Source organism: Faecousia intestinalis (assembly GCF_040096185.1).
Classification (GTDB): Bacteria; Bacillota; Clostridia; order Oscillospirales; family Oscillospiraceae; genus JAZOXB01.
Genome location: NZ_JBBMFF010000034.1, coordinates 1 through 3,126 on the forward strand (window position 1 = coordinate 1; position 3,126 = coordinate 3,126).

3 protein-coding genes are annotated in these 3,126 nt (G+C 61.7%); all 3 read left to right on the top strand.

Features of this window, described 5'->3' with window-relative positions:
- Positions 1-572 precede the first annotated feature (572 nt).
- From WMO66_RS00345 to WMO66_RS00355, 3 genes are read left to right on the top strand one after another with little or no spacing between them, the layout of a single operon-like run.
- The gene (locus WMO66_RS00345; protein WP_349134422.1) at positions 573-821 is read left to right on the top strand and encodes an AbrB/MazE/SpoVT family DNA-binding domain-containing protein; all 249 of its coding nucleotides are present in this window, start codon (positions 573-575) and stop codon (positions 819-821) included.
- Positions 818-2,110, top strand: a complete 1,293-nt coding sequence (locus WMO66_RS00350) for a methionine gamma-lyase family protein (protein WP_349134423.1) — start codon at positions 818-820, stop codon at positions 2,108-2,110. Before WMO66_RS00345 ends, WMO66_RS00350 begins: the two co-directional genes overlap by 4 nt.
- A 21-nt stretch (positions 2,111-2,131) precedes the next feature.
- Positions 2,132-3,052 (top strand): EamA family transporter, encoded by a 921-nt coding sequence (locus WMO66_RS00355; protein WP_349134424.1) that lies wholly within the window; start codon positions 2,132-2,134, stop codon positions 3,050-3,052.
- Positions 3,053-3,126: the final 74 nt, after the last annotated feature.

A 3,126-nucleotide genomic window follows, 5' to 3' on the forward strand; every position in this document is an offset into this window, starting at 1 on the left:
CCGATCTCCCCCGGCCGGCCGTTTTATGCGTTGGCAATTGTAGGGGAGCGGACAGCCGGGCCCGGCGCAATGCTGCCGATACGAACAGGCTGCCGATAAAACGGCAGGCACCGATTGCGTCTGCAGCGGCGCTCAGGGAGCGCCATTGGCAGTAGCAGGTATTGGGACGGTGATTCGGCGGCGTAAGACAAACAGGTTTGTCATTGCGAGGAGGGCGAAAGCCCGACGTGGCAATCTCGCAGTACCCATCCGGAGCGCAGGAAAGCCATCGGCGAAATCGCAGGCTGTTGCAGGAGATTGCCACGGCCCCGATGGGGCCTCGCAATGACAAATCAGGTGACCTCGCGCCATAGAAGCAATGCAGCGTATACTGCCAGCCTGTATGGCGCTCCCTGAGTGCCGCTACAGACGCAATTGGTTTGTACGTTTTATCGCTGCCCTGTACGAACTGGCAGTGCCTTACTGAAATGACAAATCCGGTGGTCTGCGCCGATTTCCCATTGACAAACGGCAAAGCAGCCGCTACAATAGCGTTCGTACAAGTATGAAAAATATGATTTTGGAGGGATTCGATGGCAGGAGGCAAGCATTTGCTCGGCATGCCGCGCGGGCGGCACGTTTTCGGAACGGTCAAGGTCGGCGAACGCGGCCAGATCGTGATCCCCAAGGAAGCCCGCGAGCTGTTCGGCATCCGGCCGGGCGACACGCTGCTCGTGCTCGGCGATGAGAAAAACGGACTGCTTGTGACGCCGCCGGACGTGATGCACGACGTGGCGCGGCAGATCTTTCAAAATCTGGAGGAAGAGGAGAATCAGAAATGAACGCAGAAGAGATCTATCGTCCGCTCGGTGTCTCGCCGCAGGTGTGTGCCTTCGGCGAGCGGGTGCTGGACGGACTGCGGGAGCGCTTTGCGGCCGTAGACCGCATCGCAGAGGCCAATCAGGCCAAGGTGCTTGCCGCCATGCAGAAAAACCGCGTCAGCGCGGCCTGCTTTGCCGCAACGACGGGCTATGGTTATGACGACGTCGGCCGCGACAAGCTCGAGCGCGTCTATGCCGACACATTCCACACCGAGGCCGCGCTCGTGCGCCCGCAGATCACCTGCGGCACGCATGCCCTGACTGTGGCCCTGTCTGCGAACCTGCTGCCGGGCGACGAGCTGCTTTCGCCGGTCGGCGCGCCGTATGACACGCTCGAGGAGGTCATCGGCATCCGCCCGTCGCCCTGTTCGCTGCGGGAATACGGCGTGAGCTACCGGCAGGCGGACCTGAAGCCGGACGGCACGTTCGACTATGAGGCCATCCGCGCCTGCGTGAACGAAAAGACAAAGCTGGCCACCATCCAGCGCAGCAAGGGCTATGCGACCCGCCCGACGTTCTCCGTGCAGCAGATCGGCGAGCTCATCGCCTTCCTGAAGTCCCTGAAGCCGGACATCATCTGCATGGTGGACAACTGCTACGGCGAATTCGTCGAGCCGATCGAGCCGAGCGACGTCGGCGCGGACATGATCGTCGGCAGCCTCATCAAGAACCCCGGCGGCGGCCTTGCTCCCATCGGCGGCTACATCTGCGGCCGGACGGACCTTGTCGAGCGCTGTGCCTACCGCCTCTCCGCGCCCGGCCTTGGGCAGGAGGTCGGCGCAAACCTCGGCCTGCTGCCGTCGCTGTATCAGGGCTTCTTCCTTGCCCCGACCGTTGTCGCATCTGCGCTCAAGGGCGCGATCTTCGCGGCCAATCTCTATGAGCGCCTTGGCTTCCGCGTCGTTCCGAACGGCTCGGAGTCCCGCCACGACATCATTCAGGCCGTGGAGCTCGGCTCACGCGAGGGCATGATCGCCTTCTGCAAGGGCATCCAGTCCGCTGCGCCGGTCGACAGCTTTGCCGATCCCATGCCGTGGGATATGCCCGGCTATGAGGACGAGGTCATCATGGCGGCAGGCGCGTTCGTGCAGGGCTCGTCCATTGAGCTCTCGGCCGACGGCCCGATCCGCCCGCCCTATGCCGTCTATTTTCAGGGCGGCCTGACATGGTATCATGCCAAGCTCGGCATCCTGCTGTCCCTGCAGAACATGGCAGACGCCGGTCTGGCCACGCTGCCGGAAGTACAATAAATAATCTGGAGGTATCATCCCTTGAACTGGTTCTGGTTTGCACTCATCGCGCTCATCTGCTGGAGCGGCTCCGATCTGTTTTCCAAGATCGGCTGCTGCGGCGAAAAGGATAAGACGGCCCATCTGAAAATGGTCGTCGCCGTCGGCATCGTCATGGGCCTGCATGCGGCCTATATGATCGTGTTCCATCACGTCTCCGTCACCTGGGACGTCGTCTGGACATACCTGCCCGTCTCCCTGCTCTACATCCTCTCCATGACGCTCGGCTATGTCGGCCTGCGCTACATCGAGCTTTCCATCTCGTCTCCGATCTGCAACAGCTCCGGTGCGCTCGTCGCCGTGCTGTGCCTGTGCACCGGCGCGCTGTCCGATTATAACGGCCCGCAGAAGGCGGTCATCCTGTGCGCCGTCGGTCTGGTGTGCCTCGGCGTTGTCGGCCTCGGCGTCGTGGAGGCGCGCGAGGACGACGATCTGCGCCGCCGCCGTCAGGAGCACGCGAACCGCAAGTATGCCAAGAGCTGGCTTGCCATCTGCCTGCCCGTGGCCTACTGCCTGCTCGACGCCGCCGGGACGTTTGCCGACAGCCTCGTGCTCGAACGCCTGAACGAGGACTCCGCGAACGTCGCCTATGAGCTGACGTTCCTAGCCGCCGGCATCGGCTGCCTTGTCTACCTGCTGGCCCGCCGCGAGAAGTTCACGTTCAAAGCGGAGCTGCCCAAGTATGTCGGCGCTGCCTGCGAGACCGTCGGCCAGCTGTTCTACATCTATGCGCTGGCCGATGAGGAGCACGTTATGATGTCTGCACCGATCATCTCGGCCTACTGCGTAGCCTCCGTGCTGTGGAGCCGCCTGTTCCTGAAGGAAAAGCTCTCATGGAAGCATTATCTTATGATCGGGTTCGTTGTTGCGGGCATCGTCATTCTGGGCATTTACGACATTTAGGGAACCTCTGATTCAATTGCAAGAGCGGTCAGCGAGGGATTTTGTTCCAAATTGAGGTTTGGAAATTGCAGGAA